The sequence below is a fragment of the Pseudomonas sp. MF09156 genome, from assembly GCF_059862305.1.
Genome location: NZ_JCBCUR010000020.1, coordinates 65,123 through 86,972, shown reverse-complemented (window position 1 = coordinate 86,972; position 21,850 = coordinate 65,123). Strand labels below are relative to the sequence as shown.

Annotated in this window: 13 protein-coding genes; all 13 read right to left on the bottom strand. The window is 62.5% G+C overall.

Features of this window, described 5'->3' with window-relative positions; all coding sequences use genetic code 11:
* Window positions 1-149: 149 nt before the first annotated feature.
* Window positions 150-1,781, bottom strand: coding sequence for a YfbK domain-containing protein (locus AC19YY_RS27215; protein ID WP_500605135.1), 1,632 nt, complete (start codon window positions 1,779-1,781; stop codon window positions 150-152).
* A 140-nt stretch (window positions 1,782-1,921) separates the two neighbouring features.
* Window positions 1,922-2,572: a DUF799 domain-containing protein gene (locus AC19YY_RS27210; RefSeq protein WP_169953968.1), complete on the bottom strand. Its 651-nt coding sequence runs from the start codon at window positions 2,570-2,572 to the stop codon at window positions 1,922-1,924.
* A complete protein-coding gene (locus AC19YY_RS27205; RefSeq protein ID WP_169953969.1) occupies window positions 2,569-2,931 on the bottom strand; it encodes a DUF4810 domain-containing protein in 363 nt (120 codons plus the stop codon). The genes AC19YY_RS27210 and AC19YY_RS27205 overlap by 4 nt, the downstream gene beginning before the upstream one ends.
* Window positions 2,932-2,960: 29 nt before the next feature.
* Entirely contained in the window at window positions 2,961-3,644 is a 684-nt protein-coding gene (locus AC19YY_RS27200; RefSeq protein ID WP_169953970.1) for a CsgG/HfaB family protein, read from the bottom strand.
* 30 nt (window positions 3,645-3,674) lie between these two features.
* A complete protein-coding gene (locus AC19YY_RS27195) occupies window positions 3,675-4,256 on the bottom strand; it encodes a hypothetical protein (protein WP_169953971.1) in 582 nt (193 codons plus the stop codon).
* 200 nt (window positions 4,257-4,456) lie between these two features.
* Complete coding sequence (locus AC19YY_RS27190) at window positions 4,457-7,027, bottom strand: autotransporter family protein (RefSeq protein WP_500605134.1); 2,571 nt, start codon at window positions 7,025-7,027, stop codon at window positions 4,457-4,459.
* Window positions 7,028-7,088: 61 nt separating this feature from the next.
* Window positions 7,089-7,655 (bottom strand): hypothetical protein, encoded by a 567-nt coding sequence (locus AC19YY_RS27185; protein WP_170042299.1) that lies wholly within the window; start codon window positions 7,653-7,655, stop codon window positions 7,089-7,091.
* Window positions 7,656-7,701: 46 nt separating this feature from the next.
* The gene (locus AC19YY_RS27180; protein ID WP_169953974.1) at window positions 7,702-7,983 is read right to left on the bottom strand and encodes a hypothetical protein; all 282 of its coding nucleotides are present in this window, start codon (window positions 7,981-7,983) and stop codon (window positions 7,702-7,704) included.
* Complete coding sequence (locus AC19YY_RS27175) at window positions 7,980-8,846, bottom strand: PoNi-like cognate immunity protein (protein ID WP_169953975.1); 867 nt, start codon at window positions 8,844-8,846, stop codon at window positions 7,980-7,982. Before AC19YY_RS27175 ends, AC19YY_RS27180 begins: the two co-directional genes overlap by 4 nt.
* The gene (locus AC19YY_RS27170; RefSeq protein ID WP_500605133.1) at window positions 8,843-17,875 is read right to left on the bottom strand and encodes a two-partner secretion domain-containing protein; all 9,033 of its coding nucleotides are present in this window, start codon (window positions 17,873-17,875) and stop codon (window positions 8,843-8,845) included. The genes AC19YY_RS27175 and AC19YY_RS27170 overlap by 4 nt, the downstream gene beginning before the upstream one ends.
* 30 nt (window positions 17,876-17,905) lie before the next feature.
* Window positions 17,906-19,624: a ShlB/FhaC/HecB family hemolysin secretion/activation protein gene (locus tag AC19YY_RS27165; RefSeq protein WP_170058201.1), complete on the bottom strand. Its 1,719-nt coding sequence runs from the start codon at window positions 19,622-19,624 to the stop codon at window positions 17,906-17,908.
* 432 nt (window positions 19,625-20,056) lie between these two features.
* Window positions 20,057-20,506, bottom strand: a complete 450-nt coding sequence (pgaD, locus tag AC19YY_RS27160) for a poly-beta-1,6-N-acetyl-D-glucosamine biosynthesis protein PgaD (RefSeq protein ID WP_169953978.1) — start codon at window positions 20,504-20,506, stop codon at window positions 20,057-20,059.
* On the bottom strand, window positions 20,503-21,849 hold the full coding sequence (gene pgaC / locus AC19YY_RS27155) for a poly-beta-1,6-N-acetyl-D-glucosamine synthase (RefSeq protein ID WP_169953979.1): 1,347 nt from the start codon (window positions 21,847-21,849) through the stop codon (window positions 20,503-20,505). The genes pgaD and pgaC overlap by 4 nt, the downstream gene beginning before the upstream one ends.
* Window position 21,850 lies beyond the last annotated feature (1 nt).

Below are 21,850 nucleotides of genomic sequence, written 5' to 3'. Positions count from 1 at the left end.
TGGCGAACTCCTTTCGATGGATCACTGCAGATTACCTGTGGGAGCCGGGCTTGCCCGCGATGGCGGCGGGTCAGGCACTATGGGCGGCACTGACCCACCGCTATCGCAGGCAAGCCAGCTCCCACATTAGAGCTATATCGTGGGCAAGATCAGTGTTTGAGGCTCTGGGCCAGTTCCAGCAACTGTACGAATTCATTACGCAGGCCGTAGGGATCATCGCCGCGCGCCGAACGGGCCAGGGTGGCGGTGTCCTTCAGGCTCATGTTGCCAGTGTAGCGGCCATCACCCTTGAGCTGTTGGGCGAAGGCGGCCACGGCGGCGGCAAAGCGCAGGTCGTCGCTGGCGGCGTGTTGAGTGCTATTGATCGGGTGCTCGATCAGGCGGCTGCTGCCACCCGCCGCCGGCTTGTAGCGTACGCGCAGCATGGCCAGTTCTGCGGCGTTGCCCTCGACAGGCGTAGCCTGGGCATAGCGCAGCGGTTCCAGCCAGCCTTTGGCACCCTTGGGTACGATTTCATACAGCGCCGTCACGGTATGCCCGGCACCGATCTCGCCGGCGTCCACCTTGTCGTTACTGAAATCCTCACGCTTCAAGGCCCGGTTTTCATAGCCCAGCAGGCGATATTCGCTGACTTGGGCCGGGTTGAATTCCACCTGCAACTTCACATCCCGCGCCACCACGGCCAGGGTCGAGCTGAGTTGCTCCACCAGCACCTTGCGGGCTTCACGCAGGTTGTCGATATAGGCGTAGTTGCCATCGCCCGCGTCGGCCAGTTGTTCCATCAGGTGTTCGTTGTAGTTGCCCACGCCAAACCCCAGGGTGGTCAGGGACACGCCGCTTTTGCGCTGGTCCACGGCCATCTGCTTGAGGCTGTCGAAGTCGCTGATGCCGACGTTGAAGTCGCCGTCAGTGGCCAACAGGATGCGGTTGATACCCTTATCGATAAACCCTTCGCGGGCCATCTGATAGGCCAGCTCGATGCCCGATGCACCCGCTGTGGAGCCGCCGGCGGTCAGTTGCTCGATGGCGTTGCGGATTTTTGCCTTGTCACGCCCGGACGTGGGCTTGAGCACCACCCGCGACTCGCCGGCATACACCACCAGGGACACACGGTCCTGATCGCGCAGTTGGTCCACCAGCAGCTTGAGGGTGCTTTTCACCAGCGGCAGGCCTTCGCGACGGTCCATGGAGCCGGAAACATCCACCAGGAACACCAGGTTGGCCGGCGCCAGTTCGGCCACGGCACGCTCGGACGCCTTGATGCCGATGCGCAGCAGACGCGTGCTGGGGTTCCAGGGGGTGGCGGCGACTTCGGTGGTCACGCCAAAAGGCGAGCCATCGGTGGGCAGCGCATAGTCGTAGGGGAAGTAATTGACCATTTCCTCAAGTCGCACGGCGCCTTCGGGCGGCAGTTGGCCTTCGTTGAGGAAACGCCTGACATTGGCGTAACTGCCCGTGTCGACATCGACGCTGAAGGTCGAGACCGGGGTTTGGGCCACGCTGTGCACCGGGTTGTCCGGCAGGTTTTGATACTGCTCACGCGGCTCGGCGCGGTACTCCATCGCCACGCCGTCATGCATGGCCATCGGTGCCGGCATCGCTATTCTTTTGAGCATGGCGGCCTGAGCCTGGACCGGCGCGCTTTGCAGTTCGGGGATAGCAACCGCTTCGGGCGCCTTGGCCTCGTCACGGGATGACAGCCCACACCCGGCGAGCACCACCAGCAAGGTCACGGCAAAACCCTGGGCAGCGGGGCGCAGGAAGAGAAGAGGATGGGACATGGGCTGAACCTCGTGTGTGAATGATGCGTTCACAAGGTCAGACGTAGGGGCGTCGGGATTCGGGTTAGCGTCTGGTCACTCAATCCATGTGGGAGCGGGCAAGCCCGCTCCCACATTGGATCGGCAGTGACTGGTCCAGATTAGTCCGAGCCGTACTTGGGCGAACGCGGGCCGTAGAGGATCCCGGTGCGTTGCCCGGCCGACAACAGGCGCGCGCTGGTGATACCGGCGATCGGGTGCGCCGCGTCGGTAGAGCTGTTGATCACCTGCTTGACCGCCGCCGTGATCAGCATGCCCACCAGGCCGCCACCGTTGTTGTTGCCTTCCTCGCTGGAGGCCCGTGCCGAGCCGGTCCACAGGGTGGTGCCGGTACGCAGGTCGACCAGTTTGGCCGAGGCCGTCACGGAAGTGTCGCTGGTGACCAGCATGTACTTGGTGCCGTACTCGCTGACGGTGATGTACAGCGCCGCGTCTGCGCCGAAGATCTCATGCAGCTTGCCCGGCGCCACGCCCTGGATATCGTTGGCGGTGGTCAGGCCGTTCTGGCGGAAGGTTTCGTCCACCAGGGCAATCGGCATCACGTAGTAGCCGGCTTCCGCCAACGGGTAGGTTACCTGCGATACCAGGCTGTAGGAGGCCTGCACTTCAGGGGACTCGTTGATCGGTGGCAGCACCAGGATCGACTTCGGCCGCGCCTGCTTGTAGGCCGAATAATCGACGGTCTTGGGGGCCGCGCAACCGCCCAGCAAGGCCAGGGCGAGCAAGGCGCCGGTGAGTTTCAAAAAGCTCATTGCTTCACCTCTGGGGCCTTGGCGTTCTTGAGCAAAAAGTCCATGTAGGCCGCAGACTCGGGGAACAGCGCCTTCTCGGTGCGCAACTGCTGCACCATCTGGTCATCCTTGCCCATGCTCAGGTACAGCAAGCCCAGGTGGGCGTGGTAGCCCGGCGGGGCCTGGCGGCCACTGGCGTTGATCTTTTGCAGGTCGCGTTCCAGCGCTTCGACCTGGGCTTCCTTGGGCTCACCCTTGAAGTACTCGTAAACCTGTGGCTGGTAGCTTTCCCATTGATACAGGGGCTTGGGTGCCGTCTGGCACCCTGCAACCAGCGCGGTTGCTGTCAGCATCAGCGCCAACTTAACTGCCTTGCTCATCCGTGTACTGCTCCTTGAAAACACTTGAATCAGTTACGCGGGTTCCAGGCGCCGGCGTTGATGCCGTCGACCAGGCGATTGATCGCTTCGCGCATGGCCAGGTCCAGGACCTTGCCATTGAGGGTGGAGTCATAGCTGGCGGTACCGCCAAAGCCCACGACTTCGCGGTTCGACAGCGCGTACTCACCGGCGCCCTGGGTGGAATACACCACTTCGGAGGTGCTGATGTTGACGATATTCAGGTTGATCTTGGCGTAGGCCACCTGGGTCTTGCCACGGCCGAGGATGCCGAACAATTGGCGATCGCCGGTCTCTTTGCGGCCGAACTCGGTCACATCGCCGGTCACCACGTAGTCAGCACCCTTGAGGTTCTGGGCGGTGCCCTTGATCTTCGCTTCCTGGGAGATCTCGCCCATGTTGTCGCGGTCCAGCACGCTGAAGCGGTTGGTCTGCTGCAAGTGGGTGATCAGGATGGTCTTGGCCTGGCCACCGAGGCGGTCCACGCCATCGGAGAAGATCCCGCGCATGTAGCTGGAGCGGTTATCGAACTTGCCCACGGCAATCGGCACGCGTACGCCGGAGTAGGCAACGTTGGCGCTGGCGACTTTTTCGATCGGCAGTGCGCGGGAGGTTTCGGTCGCCGCACAACCGGCCAGCGCCAGCAGCGCTGCGCCGGCAAAGCCTGACAGCAGGATGTTTGAGAGTGCTTTCACAGGGTGCTCCTAAGTGAAGAAATCCGGGGGTTAGCGTGCAGGTATGGCACGCAGGTCACGCACGATGTAGTTGCTCAAACCACCGGTAAAATGGCGCTCGATGTTGGCGTTGCCTTCATTGGTCAGGATCCCGCCAATGGTCTTCCATTGCTGCACCTGGCCGCCCCAGTTGTTGGGCACCAGGCCATCCCGGTCCTGGGCAAAATGCAGCACCTCGGCCTCGGCTTTCCTGACCTTGACCTTGTAGCCAAAATCGATGCTTTGCAGGATCGTGTTGTCGTCGACCACCAGGCTGGTGATGCCGCCCTTGGAGTCGAGGATATGGCGCACGTAGACGATATCCACGTCCAGCAGGTAGTCAGCGGTCTGCTTGCTGCTGGCGTAGCGCTTGGCCTTGAGCAGGCGGTCCACCAGGTCGACGCCCAACTGCTCGCGGACTTTGGCGTCCGACATGAAAATCCGGCCCTGCCCCACCACTTTGACGTCGAAGGTATCGACCCAGAAGGTGGCGGTCTTGGGAATGGTCACAGGGGCTGGAGAGATGTAGTACGGGGGTTTGGAAGCACAGCCGGCCAGGAAGGACAGAGCCAGCAGTAAAGCAAAAATGCGCATCTTCGAATTCGTCCCTGATTAAGTGCTGCGGCATTTTACGGGGTTGAGAGCGGTTCTCAAGTTGTTTCGCACTTGTGGGGCCTGGCTTGTGTGGGAGCTGGCTTGCCTGCGATAGCATCCCTGCGGTGTGATTGAAACACCGCAGTGTCTACATCGCAGGCAAGCCAGCTCCTACACCAGCTCGCTCCTACCAGGACGGTTTAGAAGGCGTAGCGGGCCTTGAGCATGACGCCATCGGCATCAAACCCACTGCGAGCCTGGCGGGTGTAGCTGGCACCGACGCTGAACGCCGAAACCTGGTAGTTCACGCCCACGCTGGCTTCATAGCTGTCACGCGCGACCGATGCACCGGTCACGCTGAACGTCGAACCACCGTTCACAAAGCTGGAAGTCTGCGCCACGCGATCACCCATCAGGTCGTGATAAGCCATCAAGGTCGCTTCCGGTTGCAGGGTGCCGGCGCCCAGCGCCAGGTTGCCCGCCACGCGCAGGCCGGCGCCCAGTTCACCGACTTCGTAACGCTGGGAACCGGTGTTCAGCGCCGCCGAAGAACCCTTCTCATGCAGGCTGTCCATGTGCACGCTGGAGTAACGCGCCGCGACACGCGGTTCGATCAGCACGCTGTCCGACGCTTTGAAGCTGTAGCCGCCGAGCACACTGGCCGACAACGCCTGGCTGTCGTAGCTGCCCTTGGCCGTGGTGCCGGCGATGTGGCGCTTGCTGTCGTTGTCGTTGACGCCGTAGCTCAGGCTGCCATCGACAAACCAGTTCTGCAGCGACCAGTTGCCATACAGCGACAGCGCGTTGCCCTGCACTTCAGTCTTGTTGCCCAGGTCCGAGTGGATGTTGGAGTTGAGGTAGCTGTACGCCACACCCACGCGGGTGCTGTCGTTCAAGCGCCCGTCCACGCCGACTGCCACGCCACTGCTGTTGGCCGAGTAACCGTTGTCGCCACCGCGACCGTCCTGGTCCATGTTGCTGCTCAAGCCCTGCACCCACACACCGCCGCGTTCGCTGCCATCGCGCTGGCCGGCCAGGCGGTTGAGGATCGCGCCGTTGATCACGGTCTGCCCGGACAAGGCCACGTCCAACGCGCCACGGTTCACGTCTGGCTTGAGCTGTTCGCCAAGCTGCGCCAGTTGCTGGGCGCTGCCAGCGTTGGCCACGGCCTGGAACACCGCGTCGTCCTGGCTCAGTTGGCCCAGCACTTCGTTTTTCAACAGGTTCACGGCAGTGACCGCCGAGGTCGTTGCCCCAACGCCGCCGAGGTCGGTTTGTACCTGCTCGTCTGGCTTCAGACCCACCACGGCCTTGACCGTCTGCGCATCGGCCGAGTAGCTGAGCACATCGAGCAGCGACGAGCTGCTGGCGACCGTCAGGCCGTTGTTCTGCACGCTGCCGGCTTGCAACAGGGTGTATTCGGTGCCGCTGGGCGCTGCGGTGAAATCACCGGGCTTGGCGCTCAAGGTCACGTTGGAACCCTGGGCGAAATTCGCGGCGCCGCTGACCGTCAGGTACGGGGTGGTCGGCACCACGCTGTTGGACAGGCGCATATCAACCCCGGCGCCGCTGGCCACATTCAGGTCGCCAGTGATCGTGGTGCCGGCGCCAGACAGGTTCAACGAACCCGCGTTGACCGATACCGGGCTGCCAATGCGCGCACCGGTAAAATCGGCCTGGCCGTTGATGTTCACTGCCGTGACACCCAGCACATCACCGACGATTTTGCCGCCGCTCCAGTTCAGGCTCGCCAGGTTGCCCCCGTCGATGGCCGTGCCGGAGTTGCTGCGGATTTCCCCGGCTTGCTGGTTGATCTCCAAGGGCGTCAATTGGAACCGCGGGTTGACCTTGATCGCGGTCGCGTCGGCGCTGATCACGCCACGGTTGATCAAGCCGCGCTCACCGCTCGGCGAGGTGGTGTTGAAGGTCGCGCCTTGCACGTTGAAGGCCATGGCGTTGCTGCCGTGGGCTTCGATGGTGCCGGTGTTGAGCAGGTAATCGTAGGTGCCTGCATCGAGCTGCACGGCGATCGCCTGCCCGCCGTTGACGGAAACCAGGCCGCTGTTTTCGATACGCAGGGGGTTGGTATCGGTTTCGATCTCGATCCCCAGGGCCTCTTCACCGGTCACGCGAATGGTCCCGGAATTGAGCAGCTTGCCGCCGATGGTCACTGGCATGTTGTTGTGGGTATCGAGAATCAGGCCGTAGCCGTAGTAGGACGTGATATCCACCACACCGCTGTTGACCACGTCGCCCGCCACGGTGGTGCCGTTGAGGTAGATACCCTCGGCGTCGGATTCATCGCCCGAACCCGGGACCTCGACCAGGGTGATGTTGCCCGAGTTGATGATGCTGCCGCCCACGTTGCTGGCGCCCACTTCAAAGCCTTCGGCCCAGATGGTGTTGCTCAGGTGGATATTGCCAGCCTGGACGATATCGCCGCTGATTTGGCTGCCGGTGGTGGTGAGCATTTGATCCAGCGCCCCATCGACGATCAGGCCACGCACGGCCTGGCCGCCGGCATCCAGGGTGAGGTTGGCGTTGTTACGCAGCGTGCCCTGGATATTGGTCAGGGACACATTCACACCATCGGCACTGGGCTGGGTCGATACGACATTGCGCGCGCCCACCAGGGTCACGGGCTCGTTGAACGTCTGGGAGGCCCAGACGTTCTGCCCTGTGCTGACGTCAAACTCCACCGCACTGGCTTGTGCGGCAACGGCGCTGACCATCATGGCCAACAGGGTTTTCTGGAACTGCTTGCGCTTCATTTGAAACTCCATTTACTACGACAACACCGCCAATGTGCCCGGCGGTTGTAGGGTGCATGATTCAGGACGCGGGGACGGCAACGCGTTGTGCGGGGTCGGTGATGTCATAGGCATGCTGCTCACAGCCGGCGCCGACGATCACGAATTCCACCAGGTAAACCTTTTGCTTTTGCGGCTTGAACGCCGAGGTCATCGGGCCGCAGGCGTAGACAATTTTTTCGGCGTAGCGGTAGTAGTTCGAGTCATAGACCCGCGACTCGCCCAATACCTCGATCGTCTGCCCCGGATCGGCCAGCACTTCCAACTGTGGGAAGCGCTTGACCGCGGCGCTGTTGGCCACCTCGCTCATCTTGGCGATCCAGCCGAACACCTTGCCCCGGCCCGAATCCACCACCGTGCCGAGGATCTCCGGGCGCTGATCGGCATCGCCGCCACGGCGCACGGAGAACTGCACCGGGTAGGTAAAACCGGTGGCGCGCATGATCACCTTGGCGTGTTCGGCGTCCGCCACGACCTTGTTCTGCTGCAACTGCACACCATCTTTCAACAGGCTGGGCGACGAGTCGCGGGCAGTGGAGTGGCAGCCCGCAAGGGCCAGGGCCGCGAGGATAAAGGCAACTTTTTTCATAAAGGGTCTTCCGTGGCAATAAAGGGCTGGGGTTGCCCTGCAAGAGTCAAAAACTCAAAAAGAACACGCCCCCATATAAAAACAGGGCGAAGCCAGCCAAGGCCGCGCGCCACTTTGGGTCGGCATCCTTGCTCATGCCACCCGGCGCGATGGCTACCCGGGCGCCACGCGCATAGTTGTAGACCGCCTGGCCAAACCACAGCTGCACCAACACCATGATGAAAAAACGCTGCCAGCTGCCGTCAAATCGCAAGAAACCGTTCAATAACGCTGCCAGCAGTAAAGCCACGCCAATGCCATGCCGGTACTTGTACAAGTGACGGCTCATTCATCTGAGCGCCCAAACAACCGCGCCAGCCAGCCGGTTTTTTCTACGCGGGCAGGGGCTGGGGCGGGAACAACGTCTTCACTGGGATGGAGCAAGTCGCCGGGGTAATGCTCATGCCCCAGACAAGCGCTGTCATCCAGCCCGAATGCCTTGACTGCGGCAACCGCCTCAAAGCACCAGCGGCCAAAGTAGCTACCCATTTCAAGGGGATGTTTTACCGGGTCGCCATAGACATACCACCAGGGTTGCTGTTTACCGCGTCGGTTCAGCTCCGGGTACCAATGTTCCACGAACGCCCGCAACAGCGAGGCCTGCTGTTCCTGGGGCGCATCGATGGCCTTGAGCAGCCTTGCATAAGGTTTGGCGTGCAGTAGCTGTTCACCGATCACACGCCCTGGCTGGCGGGATGCAATGATTCGATCCAGCAGAACGTCCTGCCCACCTTCGCCGATCAAGGCGACGAGGCGACGCCACTGGTCGTCGGGAATTTCCAGCGCCAGCGCCAGGCTTACCAACCAGAAACACCAGATGTAGTGGTTCAGGTCCGCCAACTCGAAAGTCCAGTCACGGCAGGTCTGGAGATTATTCTCAGCACACAGGCTGTCGGACTCTCGATTTGAAAGCTCCCATGCGTCTATCGCGGCGGGGAGGTAGGTAGCCATCTCTGCAACATTGCCACCACTCGAATAGACCCGAATGGCCGCACGCACATTATCTTTGGCAAAGTCGAACGTAAATTGCGCTCTGTACAGGGGGTTGGCCGAAGGTTGCGAGAGAATTTCACTGACGCGCTCAACCCATTGCCGATCCTTGGCTTCGCGATCGTCCCAATACGGCTTATCCCCCAGGGGTGCACGAATCATGGATAACCCTCATCGAAGTTTTTCTTGGGCGGGAGAATTTTCGACGTATCAACATTTTTGGCTTTGCCACGCGCATCAAGCACTTCAATTTCCGTGTCGCCATCTGGCCGGGTTCTCACCACCCACGTTTCAGTACGGTTCGCGTCCACCGCGAGCCGCACATCCCGGCTCTGATCTGCGCCAACCGAACGCTCCAGGCGATCGCCTCCGAGTATCCACGAGGCGGAACCTTGCTTGCCATCTGTAGGCTTGCCCAGCGCCGAGGAACCGGACTTCCTGTTATCACTCAAAAACTTGTATTCAATGACAAGGAAGTCGACATCCGGACGATCGACCTTGTACAGATCGTCAATACCCGTTTCACCGGTCCCCGGTACTCGCGCCAGCTTCTGCCCGTCAGGAACAATTTGCTGCACCGAGCGACCTCCAAGTAAATCGCCCATGACACTTTTCTGCTCACGGGTCAGCACCGACAGATCCATCAGCGGCTTGCCATCAGGTCCGAATCTACCGCCACTCTTGAGCAGTGCCTGCTCGGCCGCTTCGTTGATGATACCGGTGAAGCGCTTGCCCACAGCCCCGGCCAGCTCGCCGGTCAGGCGGGTGGTCGTCGCGCCAGCACTACCGACACCCGCGCCGCCCAGGCCGAGGCCCACGCCAGTAGAGGTGGCGATCATCTCGTTCTGGCGCAGCACGTCGGCGCCATAGCCCTGCATGATATGCAGGGTGTCCAGGTAGCCCTTGAGCCTCAGCTCTTCGGGCAAGCTCTGCACCGCCTCTACCGCCGCGATAAACTGCCGACCGCCACAGCTTGGGCAATTGACGGTACTCATCGCCCAAAGCGCCGTCTTGGAACCGAAACTGGCCAGATCCTCTACGGCATTGGCAATACCCTCGGCACTGCCCTGGCCTTTGGCATTGAGAATTTCGGCCATGTTTTTCGGATCGTGCAGGTACTTGTAGGGGTCGACCAGTTCGATGTACTTGACCAGGTTCTCAACCGAGTTCCGGTCTTTCATCAGGCGCGACAGGCCCAAACGCTCATTGTTGTAATCGGCCAGGCTGACCTGGAACAGGTCGGCGCTTTTGGACTGCGAAAGCTCGCTGCGCAGGAAACTGGCCGCCGTCGTGGTGTTGCCATCCTCGACACCCAGCACGGTGTTCCAGCCGCGATCGACCATCGCCGCCGCCGTTCGCAGCAGCTCTATGCGTGCTTGCTCTTCGGTGATGCCCTGCGCTTGTGCATAGCGATCGACGCGCTCCTTGTCGGAGGCGAACTTGATCTCGTCCGGGTGCAACTGGCGGTTGTACCGATCCACGCTGGCCGCAGTGCCACCGGCAACAATAGCGCCGCCGGTGCCATGCCCGGAACCGACCGCCGTACCCACGCCGGAGGCAATCAGCGTAGCCACGGCCTTACGGTCGGCCTCTTTCATGCCACTGTCTTCCAGCGCTTGCAGAATCGAGGGCATCAGCGCCGCCGAGGCCCCTGCACCCAATGCGCCGCTCTGCACATTGCCGCTGGAAAGCCCCAACGCGGCTCCCGCCAATGCGTGCAACATAACGCGCGCGGCGCCGCCTTCGGCCCAGGCAGCCTTGGTCGCGCTGTCGATGTCTTTGCGGTTTTTCTGCTCGTCGGCAAAACTGCCGATTTTATTGAAGATATCGCTGGCCGATGTATTAGCCACGATCCCTACCGCCGTGCCGCCGGTAGCGCCGCCCAGCCCGGCCGCAATCAGCCCGGATGCAATATCGGCCATCAGTTTCTTGTCGCCACCCACCTGCCAGCGCAGCGCCTCGGCATTCGCCGCCTCGTACGCCTGGGCCGCGGCACCCGCCGTTGGCGAGCCCGCGCTGGCCTGGTCTTTTGCCTCTTGCCCAAGCTTCTTCGCTTCATCGGCCTTGGCTTTGGCCACCGTACTGATCACCCCACTGGCCAATTGCGCCGAGCTTTGGATCAGGTCGATGCGCTCCCGCATGGCCTTTTCGTCTGGACGGTCGAGCCTCTGGTTGGCGTTGGCAGTGTCGCGATTGAGCCCCACCAGGTCATTGGCGCCCTCAGGGTTGCGGACCTCAATCGTGCCGTCGCTGACCGCACTGCGGGTGTGGCTGCGCTCGTCTTCCTTGAGCGCCACCGGAATGCTGCCACCCGGCGAGGTGCCGCCGCTGCTGCTGAACGAAGCGGAGAGCCCCGCCGACTGGCTCTGGATCTCGCTGGTGTTCTTGATATCGCTGACGATCAGGCGATCGGTGCTCAAGCGGTTCTTCACTGCCGCCGCTTCGCTGGCAATCACCCCGCCCTGCAGGGTGGTGGTCTTGCCGACATTGATGTCGTAGCCACCGGTGCCCGCAAACAGGCCGGTCTGGTCGGTCACGGCCTGGTAGTCGCTGTTCATCTTGGCCGCTGCGATGCTGGCCGAACCGGCCACAGTGGAGCCGTAGCAGAACGGTGGGATGCAGATACTGGCGCCAAAGCCTGCGCTGCTCTGCTTGCTGCGCGACGATTCGCTGTCCTGGCGCGAGAGGATGTTGAGGTTACCGCCGATGTCGGCCTGGATGCGGTCAGCGCGCACCTGGGCGCCGGCGAGGGTGGTGTCGCCACCGCTTTTGAGCAGCAGCGAGCCGGTGTCCAGGGTGGTGTTGACCTGGGTTACCGAGTTGCCATTGCCCTTGTTCTTCGCGCCCTGTGCACCGAGGTCGAGGGTGAAGCCGTTCTGCTCGCCGATGTTGAAGCTGGCGCCAATTGCAGTCTTGTTGGTCGAGCCATCGTTCTTGCGATCGACGGTGTCCTGGGCGCTTTGCAGCAACACGTTGTTCTTGGCCAGCAACAAGGTGTTGGCGGCTTTCAGGCTGCTGCCGGTGATCTCGATATTGCCCTGGGTGCCGGGCGCTTCGCCGGTGGCGACAATCGACAGATCCTGCCCGGCATTGAGCGTGCTCTGGCGCGCCGTCAGGCTGTTGTACTCACTGCTGGCCTTGCTGCGGGTATTGGCCAGTTCGGTGCCGATCTTGATCAACGAACCGTTGCTGGGTGAGCCGCCCTGCTTGTTCTTGAAGCCGGCGCTCTGGCCATTGGCGTCCGAGGCCTGGCCACCCAGGTTGTAGGCGGCCAGGGCGGCCTGGGCGATTTTCACCGCCTTGAGGCGCGGGTCATCGGCGTTCTTCGCCGCTTCGGTGGCATCGTGGATACTGCGCGCGGTGTCGATCACCGCACCGCCAATTACCCGGCCCACGGCCAGGCTCTTGGAGCTGTCTTGCGTGGTTTGCCGCGCGGTTTCAGCGCCGGCGGTGATGGTCACGTTGGCGCCACTGAGGTCCATATTCTTGGTGCTGACCAGGTCACTGGCGACCACATTCAACTCACGCCCGGCAATCAACGCAACGTTGCCTTCGCTGGAGCCAATGGTGCTGCCGGTCAGGGTGGTTTCCTGGGCGGTGCCGTTGTGTTTGCTGCTGCTGATCGACAGGTGCTGATTGCCGGTGATGTCGTCCAGGCCCAGCTTATTGCCGGTCAACACGCCGGTCAGGTCGCGATTTTTTTCCTTGTGCATATCGGTGCGCGAGAAAGTGTTCTGCGCCGCATCAATCGTCAGGTCGCGCCCCGCCTGCACAGCCAGGTCACCAGTGCTGACCAGTGCCGAGCCGGTCACTGTCGCATCCTGCCCCGCTACCACGCTGACCGTCTCGCCCGAAACCATGCTGCCCACGGCCATGGTGCGTTTCTCGTCAACCTTGTCCTGGACCTTGCTCGACTTCAGCCCGCCCCAGCTGCTTTTGCTTTCCTTGCGCTCATGCCGGGCACTTTCGGCGTCGGTGACCGCGACGATTTGCACATCCTTGCCCGCCACCAGTTTTGCCGCGCCTTTGTCGGCGGCCACGCTGCTGCCCGCCAGCAGCAGGTTCTCACCGGCTACCAGGGTGCTGTTGCCCCCGGAATTGACGCTGCTGCCCACGTTGTTGACGGTGTCGGTCTCATCGAGGCGGAATTTTTTCCCGGACGAGCTTTTCTTGGTCTTGCTGTAGAAGCTGTAGTCCTGATCTTCGGCAGCCTTGAGGGCCAGGTTCTTGCCGGCCACCAGGTACGCTTCGTTGCCGGCGCTGACGTTACTGGCGAGCAACAGCAAATCTTCGCCCGCATTCAAGGTCACGTTGCCACCGGCCTTGAGCACGGTGGAGACCTGGCTCACATGGTCCTCGATGCTCTTGACCTTTTTCGAGTTGTACGCCGAATGTTGCTCGTTGGCCGCCGCCGCCAGGTTCACATTGCGCACGCCGCCCACGCTCAGGTCGCGCTTGGCTTCGATCTGGCTGCCCACCGCGCTCACATCCCGCCCGGCGACCACATGGAAGTCCCGCCCGGCTTCAACCACCGAGCCTTGCTGGGTGATGATCTCGTGGCGCGAACGGCTGCCAATGGCGCCGTTGTCCAGGGTTTGCGCCGCGACGATATTCACGTCGCGCACCGCCTGGGCGGTGGTGTCGCCGCCACTCTTGAGCGCGCCGCCGACACTGTTGATATCGCGCCCGGCCTGCATCGCCAGGGTGCTGGCCGACTCGATGCGCGCAGCGTTGTCGATAAAGTCGCTGCGCTCGATGCGGTAGTCGCTGGCGCTCTGGTGGGTGGTGACGCTGCGCTCGTTGAGGAGGTCGGCACCGGCCACCAGGTTGACCTGCTGCCCGGCGATAATGCCGCCGGCGCGGTTGTTGAGGTTTTTGCCGGTCAGCAGGTCGAGACGGTTGCCGGTCTCCATCAGCCCGCTATTGTTCAGGTCGCCGCCCACATTGGCGCCCAGGTTGCTGGTGGCGCGCAGCGTGCCGACGTTATTGAGGTTGGCGCCGGTCATCAGGTTCAGATCGCTGCCGGAAATCAGCGCGCCATTGGGGGCCAGGCGATTGCTGGCCTGGGCCAGGTACAACACGGGCACCAGCACTTGCTGGCCGGCAACGGTGGCGTTTTCCAGCCACACGATATCGTGGGTCAGGGCGGCGACCTGTTCGGCGGTGAGGCTCACGCCCACGGCCAGGTTCAGTTGCTGGCGGGCGCCGACCGCATTGTCCATCAGGTACTTGAACACCCCGGCGTCGCTGGTCTGGCCGTCGATAAAGCGCTGGCCGGTACGGGCGACCACGGCTTGCTGGATCAGGCGCTGCTCGTAGAAACCGTCGCCCAGGCGCTTCTGGCTGGCGTCGGGGTCGTAGCCCAGCTTGGCCAGCATGTAATCCGAGCTCATGAACTGCGCCATATTGGTCAGCTGCGCGTTGGTCTCGATCAGGTACTTTTGCGGCTTATCGGCAAACTGGCTGTTGGGCAGGCCCTGCACGCCACTGCCATCGCTGAAGTGGAACAGGCCGTTCTGCCCGGTGGGCAAGCTGAAGCCCGGCAGGCCCAGCGGGTTGATTTGTTGCTGGGCGACATCCGGTGGCAATTGCCCGTTGAGCTTCACTTGGGTGGAGAAGCCGGGAGCGTTGGTGTCGGTCTTCGCGCCGCTGCCCACGTAGGTGTAGCCGCCGCGCACCACGCTGTTATCGATACCGGCCTGGGCCTGGATGTTCACCGCGCCGCCAGCCTGGATCACCGCAGCGTAGCGCTGGTCCGCAGCCGCCAACTGAGTGGTTTTGGTCTCGCCCCACTGGCGCTCCATAGCGCCGATAAAGAACGCCATGGCCGCTTCCAGGCCGCCCAGGTTGTTGGGGTTGTAGGCCGCGCCACCGATGGAATAGCGCTGGGTAAATTGCGCGGCGGTCTGGTTGTAGCCCGACGGATCACGGGTGCGCTCGGAAGAAAACACGCGCTCGGTCAGGGTGTCGTGGGTTTCCAGGCCAAGGTTGGTCAACTGGTTGACCCGCGCCGTCAGGCTGCCGGCTGCAGCGATGCTACTGCTGCTGTTGAGCACATCACCGCCGACCAGCAGCAGGTTGGCGCCGGAGGTAATGCTGGAAGCCGCACTGGCGTCGGTAACCCTCAGGCGCTCCCGCTGGGCAATCAGGAACGGACGGTTTTCCTTGCCGCCTTCGCAGTCACCGCCGTTGACGTTTTCAATGCACTGCACCGGGCTGATCGACGCGCTATAGATCCCCGATTCGCTGGTCAGCACCGTGCGGATATTCTGGATGGTGCCGGCGGCCAGGCTCAGGTTGCCGTCACTCTGGATGCTCGACGAGCTGTTGATGATGCTGGTGGCGAACGCGCCCTTGCCGTCGCGGTCGATGCTCAGGTTGCCCATGGCGTAGATATCGGCGCCGAGGTTTTTCAGGCGCTCGACCCGCAGGCTCATATCACCGCCGCTGAACAGCAGGCCGTTCTGGTTGAGCAGGCTGCCAGTGGTCAGGGTCATGGCGCGGCCGCTGCCCAGGGTACCGAGGTTGTTCAGCGCGGCACTGGCCAGGCTGAAATCCGTGGCGCCGGTCAGGCGGCCGGTGTTGTTGAGGGTCCCACCCAGGTTCAGCTCAAGGCTGCCGTTACTGGCGATCACGCCCTGGGTGGACCAGTTCTGGCCCGTGCCCTTGATGCGGTTGGCCGCGAGCAGTTGGCCGCTGCTGGTTTGCTCAAGATTATCGACATTGACCGTGAGATTGCCGGCCTGGATCAGGCTGCTGTTGGTCCAGTTGGTTTTGTCCAGGCTCAGGTCGCCCTGGGTCACCAGGCTGCCGCCGACGTTATCGAGGTTGATCCCGGCGATATCAAACACCCCGGTACCCACATGCAACACGCTGCCGCCCTGGTTCTGGAACGTGCCGGCGGCCAGGCTCAAGTCGGCATTGGCCGCTTCCAGCTTGCCGCCGCTGTTATCCAGCACACCGCCAATCGCCACGCGGCTTTTGCCGCTGGTACCCAGGGCACGCAATTGCCCGCCCTGGTTGCTCAGGCTGGCGGCGGTGATGTCCAGGGTGCTGGCACTTTCGATCAGGCCACGGTTGTTGAGGGCACCCAGCAGGCTGAGGTCGACTTGCTGACCGGCGATCTGCCCAGCGTTATCGACGCTGCCGCCGCTGAGGCGCACGCGCTGGCCGGCGAATACACCGCCGTTGCCATTGTTGAAAACACCGGCGTTGATCAGTGCATCGCCCGCCTTGGCCGAGAGCTTGCCCCCGGCGTTGTTCAGGCTGCCGACGGTGAGGTTGAGGCCGGCGTTTTCACTGTGGATCAGGCCATCGTTGTCGTTTTGCAGCAGGCCGCTGGCGTTTAGGGTCAGCCCGGCGTTTGCCGCCAGGGTGCCGCTGTTGCGGTTGTCCACGCTGGCCGCCAATACCGTCAGCAGGGTTTGGCTGGTGAGTTTGCCGCCCTGGTTGTCGAGGGCTGCAACGCGCTCGATCGACAGCGGGCCGGCGCTGGCGAGCTTGCCGTTGCGGTTGATCAGGTCGGCCAGCAGGTCGAGGGTCAGCGCGCCGTTGCCGGTCAGGCTGCCGGCGCTGTTATCCAGGCTGTTGCCGCGCAGGGTGAATGCGCCGGCGCTGTCGATGGCGCCGCCCTGGCTGTTGTTGAGTGCGCCGCTGAGGGTCAAGGTTTGGGCTGCGGCGCTGGAGATCACGCCTTTGTTGCTGTTATCCAGGCTGTCGCCGGTCACGCTGAGGGTGTCGTGGCTGACCACCACGCCGCCCTGGTTATTGACCTGCGCGACATTGGCCTGCAACGCGCCATCGCTGATGATTTCGCCCTGGCTGTTGTGCAGCGCAGCAGCGGTCAACTGGGTGCTGCCGCTGGTCAGCAGGCGGCCTTTGTTGCGGTTATCCACAGTGCTGGCGGTGACGTCCAGGGCCTTTCTGGCACTGATGACGCCGCCCTGGTTATCCAGGGTCTGGCTGGCCTTGACGGTAGCGCTGCGGCTGGCAACCACACTGGCGTTATTGCGAATATCGCGGGCATCGAGGCTGACATCGCCGGTGGTGGTGCGGGTGTTATCGGCATTCACGCCGGCTTCGATAACGCCGTTGTTGGTCAACTTGCCGCCGCTGCTCAGGCGCACCGTGTCGCGGGCCGCGAGGCTTTTCTGGGTGCTCAGGTCGCCGCTGGTTTTCACCGTCAGGGCGGTGCCGGCGTAGGCCGGGCCCTGGGCATCGAGGCTCGCCGCCTTGACGTCGATCGCGCCACTGGCCGCCGCCTGCGCCATGCTCAGGTGCCCGTTGGCATCGAGCTGGATATCGCCGGCGCTGGCCGCCAACGTGCCGTCCAGTTTTACCCCGACACCGGCCTCGGTGCCCACCAGCTTGATCGCGCCGGCGTACATGCCGCCCAGGGCCGAGGAGTCAATCGCAAGCTCCGGCTTGGCGCTGCCATCGTCGGCGCGTGCGGTGGCATTCAAGGTCTGTGCATTGACGTCGTTGCGCCCGGCAATCACGGTCAGGTTGCGCGCATTGATCTGCGCGTTGATCTTGGCCGTGCGGGTGATGATTTCGAAGCGGTCGACATTGCTCGCGTTCAAGCCCTGGCCGTCGATGGTCACCGCGCCGCCATCGACCTGGTAGCGGTCCAGGCGGCCGTTATCGAGGATCGGTTTGCCGGTGGTCAGAGTCACGTTGGGGGTGTTGATAAAGCCGCAGCCGTTGCAGGTCACGCCATAGGGGTTGGCGACGATAACCTTGGCCGACTGCCCCGCCACTTCGGTGTAGCCGCGCAACTGGCTGGCGCTGCCGCCGTTGACTTCGTTGAGGATGACATTCGCCGAGCCACCCTTGAGGTTGGGGTTGCCGACGATAATCCCGCCCAGTTGGGTGGACTGCAACGGGCCGCCGGTGTTGTTGAGGATCACGCCATTGGGGCCGACGTTGTAGTCCTTGAACTGGTTGTGGGACAGGCCGCTGCCGTTGGGCGTGGCGATGTTCACCACCGGTACGCCATTGCCCGCCGCGCCCACCGTCGTGCCGGGGCCGCTGACCACAATGCCGTCGGCCTGGGCCAGCAGCGGCTGCCAGAACAGCGCGTTGGCCAGGATCAGCACCAGGCCGCGCTTGGGCAGGCCGCAGAACGCATCACGGCGCTTCATGGCTGAAGAAGGCAGACGGGCAAGGAAGGCAAACTGGCGGACATCCATGTCAAATTCTCGATGCGGCTAGGCGTTGAATTACAGGTAGAAATCCATCCGGAAGTAGATCGGCGCTTCGCGCTCGCTCATCACTGCCGGACGTTCCAAAGAGTGGGCAAAGGTCACGCTGGTGCTGACGTTTTTGCCACGGGCGAACAGCTCCACGGAGTTGCTGGAAACCCGGCCGTGGACGATGTCGTTGTAGCGGTCATTGCGGATCACGCCCTGGTCGTAACCCAGGCTCACGCCGTATTCGCCGAAGGCCGGGCGCAACCAATCCACCAGCACCGGCCGCGCCCAGCGCAGGTCGTTGCGCCAGTAGCCGCCACTGTCACCGTTGAGTTGCTGGTCCTTGAAGCCGCGCACCGAGGACGAACCACCGAGGCTCATGCGCTGCGGGCTGAAGAGTATGTCTTCACTGCGTTGGCCGGTGGCAAGGCTGGTGAAACTGAACGACTCGCCCCACAACGTGAACGGCTGCAGGTAGCTGACGGTGGCGGTGTATTTGCGGTAGCGCGAATTGGGTTGGCGACTGCCGAATTCGCCACGTTCGTCCTGGGACTGGGCATCGAGCAGGCCAATGCCGTTCTGCATGCCCAGATCCATGTTGACGAAGGCACTGCCGACCCGCCGGCCGTGGTTGATGCCCACTTGCATCTCGCTCAGGCGAGTGCTGCTGTCCAGGCGGGTATCGAGCACGTAGTTATTGGTGCGCAAGTGGGCCAGGCCGACGTTGACCGAGGTCTTGCTCACGTCATCACGATGCACCACGCGCTCGGCGCGCAGTTGGTGGTTCTGGCTGTCACCCGATTGCTTGAAGCTGAACGTGTCGGCCTGGCCCAGCGCGCGGTAATCGCTCTCGCTGTAGGTGTAGCTGAAGTTCCACCAGCCCCACGGCACGTTGTAATAGAACATGCCGTTCTTCGAAGTTTTCTGGTGATCGCTGATCGCATCATGGCCGCCGCGCAACACCAACTGGTCCGCCAGGCCCAGGGGGCTGTCCCACTCAAGGCCGGCGCCCCACTGCTGCTCGCCGGTGCTTTTCTGCCCGTCGTTATTGCGCGACAGGCTGGCGCGCCAGGGCTTTTGCGGAGTGTTTTTCACCAGCACCGAACTGCCGCCAACGGCTTCGCCGGGGGCCAGCTCCATTTGTGCCTGGTTGGATGGCAAGCGGTTGAGCTGATCGATGGCCTGCTCGATTTCCCGCAGGTTGAGCAGGTCGCCGTTTTTGCCGGGGAAGGCCATGGCCAACTCGCGCGCCGAGATCTTGCTGTCGGCGGCGCTATTCAAGCCTTCGAGCTTGCCTTCGACCACCAACACTTGCAGATGCCCTTTGGACAAATCCTGCTGCGGCAAGTAGGCACGGCTGGTGACCATGCCCTTGTCGATGTAGTGATCGGTGACGGCCTTGAGCAGTTGATTGAGCTGGGCCACGCCCAGGCACTGGTCGATGTAAGGCTTGATCAAGCGCTCACGCTCGGGGGCGGACAGGCTGTCGGCGCCTTTGAGTTCAATGGTCTTGATCGCGAAGCAACGGGTATCTACCGGGGCGGTGGGCGTTGCGGGTTTGACTTCCTTGCCGGGCAATTCCTTGAGCTCTTCGAGGCGCCGGCGCTGCTCTTCAAGCAAGCGGTTTTGCCGCTCGCGGATCAGGTCCTGATCGCCAGGCGAAGTCGCGGCCACTGCGCTGTTTGACCCACAGAGGGCGAACAGGGCAATACACAGGGAATACCGAATCCGTGGCAATAACGAAGGCATGTTCGATCCATCGAATAACAAGGGGCGGCAAACTAACATCGAACTTCCACACAGCCTAAATTCCCGGCTAGTTGAAGCTAAAAATTAAATCACCAATAAGTTGCTGATTAATAACGATAAAAACTATCAGCAACAATTAAATGCTTGTATTCGGAATTTTTATTCCGACAAGCGGTATCAGTTTTGATACAGCTTTCGGCGCAACTTGAAAGTTGCCACTAGTTAGCCATCAATGTTGTGCCGAGATGGTTTAGTAGCCAAATAAGCGGAAAAGTTCGCGGTTATTTTGTGAATTGGATCCCATTTCTGACGATAGGTACCGCAGATCCCTCCCTGTAGGAGCTGGCTTGCCAGCGATGACGGCCGCGAGACCGCCGCAGAGTGTCAGATACCCAACATCATCGTTGACGACCATCGCCGGCAAGCCGACTCCTACCCAACGCGTTCCGCCACCAGCTTCAGCTCCCGCCGTTGTGCCGTCACCGCCTGCACCCCACCCTCCTGGTCGTTATGAATCACCAGCACCCCCGGCCGGCGCAGTTGCTCAAGCTCCCCCGCCGCCAACCGGAAGCTCTCGCTCAGGCCGTGATCACTCAAGGCCTTGCCCGCCGCCCGGCGCTGGGCGAAGCGCTTGCCGCGCCGCTGCTGGTAGCGCGCCCAACTGATCAGCAGTACCGCGTTGAACAGGGCAATCCACAGGTAGATCTGCAAGGTGTTCAGCGCAGCAAAGATCGGGGCGTCGATGCGTGGGCCGCCGTGGCTGTCGAGCATCGGCACCAGGCCGCGCACCAGCAGGATCACCAGCCCGGCCCAGGCCAGCAGGGTCAGGAAAATATCGATGGCCTGCATCACAGGCCGCTGGGGGGTACGGATCAGGTTCATGGCTTCACTTCCTTGGCAGGTGCCTTGATGCCGCGATCCGGGCTGACCCAGCGCGCGCGTTTTTGATGTTGGCGGAACAGGACTTTGGGAAAGCTGACCAGGGTGGTGAACAGGCTCACCAGCCAGAACACCAGCGGGTACCAGACGGTCCAGAACAGGGTTTTCCACAGGCCGCGCTCGTAGCGCCGGTCAATCATGATGCTCACGGCGAACTGCACCAGGCACACCACCGCCAGCAGCAAGCCGGTGAAGGCCGGTGGCATCAGCGAGCTGACGGCAATCGCCTCAGGCAACGGCACCACTTTGCCCACGCCCCAGAAAATCACCGACAGCAGGAAGGTGAAGGCCCAGCCGGTGGACAGGCAGTATTCGAACAACAACGGCCACAGGTAGCGGTGGCGCCATTGCCAGATCCCGCGAATGTTCTTGAACAGCACCTCGGCACCACCCTGGGCCCAGCGCAGGCGCTGCTTCCACAGGCCGCCGAGGGTTTCCGGCATGAGGATCCAGCACAGCGCGCGCGGCTCGTAGAAGATGCTCCAGTGGTCCAGTTGCAGCTTCCAGCTCACGTCGATGTCTTCGGTGATCATGTCGGTGCTCCAGTAGTCGACCCGGTCCAGGGCCGCCCGCCGAAACGCCACCACTACGCCGGACACAGTGAAAATCCGCCCGAAGACCCGCTGGGTGCGCTTGATCAGACCAATGATCGAAGAGAACTCGCCCACCTGTACCCGGCCGATCAAGGTCGAGCGCGTGCGGATGCGCGGGTTGCCGGTGACCGCGCCAAGCCGTGGGTTGTCGAGCATCGGCGCCACCAGGTAGGCGGCGGCATTGCGGTCGAGCAAGGCGTCGCCGTCGATGCACACCAGGTATTCGCTGCGCGCCGCCACGGCGCCCATGCGCAAGGCCACGGCCTTGCCCTGGTTTTGCGCCAGGTGCAACACGCGCAGGCGCGGCTCTTGCAGCGCCAGGGCATCGAGTACTTCGGCGGTGTTGTCGCTGGAGCCGTCGTTGATCGCAATCACTTCCAGGTTGCGATAACGCTGGGCCAACGCCGCGCCGATGGTCTCGGCGGCGTTGTCGCCTTCGTTGTAGCAAGGGATCAGGATCGAGATCAGCGGCTCGCCCTTGAGCGCCGGCGCCGGGGTGTCATCGGACCACGGCCAGTGGCGCTCCCAGTGCAGCCAGAAATACACGCCACCGGCGATCCACAGCCCGGACATGAACAACGGGTAGAAAAACACGAACTCCATCAGGAACTGCCCGGTGACCAGGAACATCAGGCCCAGGGGCACCCCCAACACCAATGCCAACACGAGAAGAGCAAGGATTCTGTCGAACATG

Coding starts and splice junctions, on each gene's coding strand:
- AC19YY_RS27215 (WP_500605135.1), bottom strand. CDS start 1,781: ATGTCCCATCCTCTTCTCTTCCTGCGCCCCGCTGCCCAGGGTTTTGCC.
- AC19YY_RS27210 (WP_169953968.1), bottom strand. CDS start 2,572: ATGAGCTTTTTGAAACTCACCGGCGCCTTGCTCGCCCTGGCCTTGCTG.
- AC19YY_RS27205 (WP_169953969.1), bottom strand. CDS start 2,931: ATGAGCAAGGCAGTTAAGTTGGCGCTGATGCTGACAGCAACCGCGCTG.
- AC19YY_RS27195 (WP_169953971.1), bottom strand. CDS start 4,256: ATGCGCATTTTTGCTTTACTGCTGGCTCTGTCCTTCCTGGCCGGCTGT.
- AC19YY_RS27190 (WP_500605134.1), bottom strand. CDS start 7,027: ATGAAGCGCAAGCAGTTCCAGAAAACCCTGTTGGCCATGATGGTCAGC.
- AC19YY_RS27185 (WP_170042299.1), bottom strand. CDS start 7,655: ATGAAAAAAGTTGCCTTTATCCTCGCGGCCCTGGCCCTTGCGGGCTGC.
- AC19YY_RS27180 (WP_169953974.1), bottom strand. CDS start 7,983: ATGAGCCGTCACTTGTACAAGTACCGGCATGGCATTGGCGTGGCTTTA.
- AC19YY_RS27175 (WP_169953975.1), bottom strand. CDS start 8,846: ATGATTCGTGCACCCCTGGGGGATAAGCCGTATTGGGACGATCGCGAA.
- AC19YY_RS27170 (WP_500605133.1), bottom strand. CDS start 17,875: ATGGATGTCCGCCAGTTTGCCTTCCTTGCCCGTCTGCCTTCTTCAGCC.
- AC19YY_RS27165 (WP_170058201.1), bottom strand. CDS start 19,624: ATGCCTTCGTTATTGCCACGGATTCGGTATTCCCTGTGTATTGCCCTG.
- pgaD (WP_169953978.1), bottom strand. CDS start 20,506: ATGAACCTGATCCGTACCCCCCAGCGGCCTGTGATGCAGGCCATCGAT.
- pgaC (WP_169953979.1), bottom strand. CDS start 21,849: ATGTTCGACAGAATCCTTGCTCTTCTCGTGTTGGCATTGGTGTTGGGG.